This is a genomic window from Massilia sp. CT11-108, from assembly GCF_047302915.1.
Lineage (GTDB): Bacteria > Pseudomonadota > Gammaproteobacteria > Burkholderiales > Burkholderiaceae_D > Telluria > Telluria orientalis.
In genome coordinates this window covers 1-920 of record NZ_JBKYMO010001020.1, presented here as the reverse complement: position 1 = coordinate 920, position 920 = coordinate 1, and the positions used below count along the sequence as shown (strand labels likewise).

The 920-nt window shown below is 72.0% G+C and carries 2 protein-coding genes; both read left to right on the top strand.

The window, feature by feature from the left end; all coding sequences use genetic code 11:
- The coding region (locus tag ACEN88_RS32850) for a response regulator (RefSeq protein WP_413346469.1) at positions 1 to 368 on the top strand (368 nt) is incomplete at its 5' end.
- Positions 365 to 790, top strand: coding sequence for an NUDIX hydrolase (locus ACEN88_RS32845; RefSeq protein WP_413346467.1), 426 nt, complete (start codon positions 365 to 367; stop codon positions 788 to 790). The genes ACEN88_RS32850 and ACEN88_RS32845, both read left to right, overlap by 4 nt.
- Positions 791 to 920: the final 130 nt, after the last annotated feature.

Sequence of the window (920 nt, the reverse complement as noted above, 5' to 3'; positions counted from 1 at the left end):
TCCGGGTGCTGGTCGTCGACGACAACGCGGATGCGGCCGACAGCCTCGTCGCGCTGCTCGACGCGCTCGGCCACACGACATCGGTTGCGCGCGACGGCCCGGAAGGTCTCCGCCTGGCGCTCGAGGCGCAGCCGGACCTGGTCCTGCTCGACATCGGCCTCCCCGGCATGAGCGGCTACGAGGTGGCGCGCGCGATCCGGCGCAACCAGGGCGTACGCCAGATCGTCCTCATCGCATTGACCGGCTGGGGCGCGCAGAGCGACCAGCAGCAGTCGCACGAGGCGGGCTTCGACCAGCACCTGACGAAACCCGTGAGCCTGGAGGCGCTGGAACAGGCGCTGGCCGCCGCCGCGCGCACGCTGCCATGAAGGCCGTCGACGTCTCCTGCGGCACCCTCGTGGTGGACGCCGGCGGCCGGCTGCTGCTGGGCCACGTCACGCACACGCCGCGCTGGGACATCCCGAAGGGCCTGCGGGATCCGGGCGAAACGCTGCTGGACGCGGCCATGCGCGAACTGTTCGAAGAGACGGGCCTCGCATTCCCGGCCGGCGCCTTCCGCGAGCTGGGCCGCTTCGACTACCGGCGCGACAAGGTTTTGCACCTGTTCCGCGTGGACGTGGGCGAGGCGCTGCCGGATCTTGCGCACCTGGCGTGCACCAGCATGTTCCCGCACCACGTGACGGGCAGGCCGACGCCGGAGATGGATGCTTTCCGCTGGGCCACGCGCGACGAGGTCGCGGCGCTGTGCTGGCCGCGCATGGCCGCGAAGCTGCTAGCGATCGGCTGGTGAAGGAGTACGCCGTGACTCCACGTCGCGCAGCACGGACTCGATGGCCGTCACCGTCGCCGGCTTCGTGAGATGCGCGTCGAACCCGGCCTGCGCGGTGCGCGCACGGTCGTCCGCGCCGCCCCAGCCGGTG

Coding starts and splice junctions, on each gene's coding strand:
- ACEN88_RS32845 (WP_413346467.1), top strand. CDS start 365: ATGAAGGCCGTCGACGTCTCCTGCGGCACCCTCGTGGTGGACGCCGGC.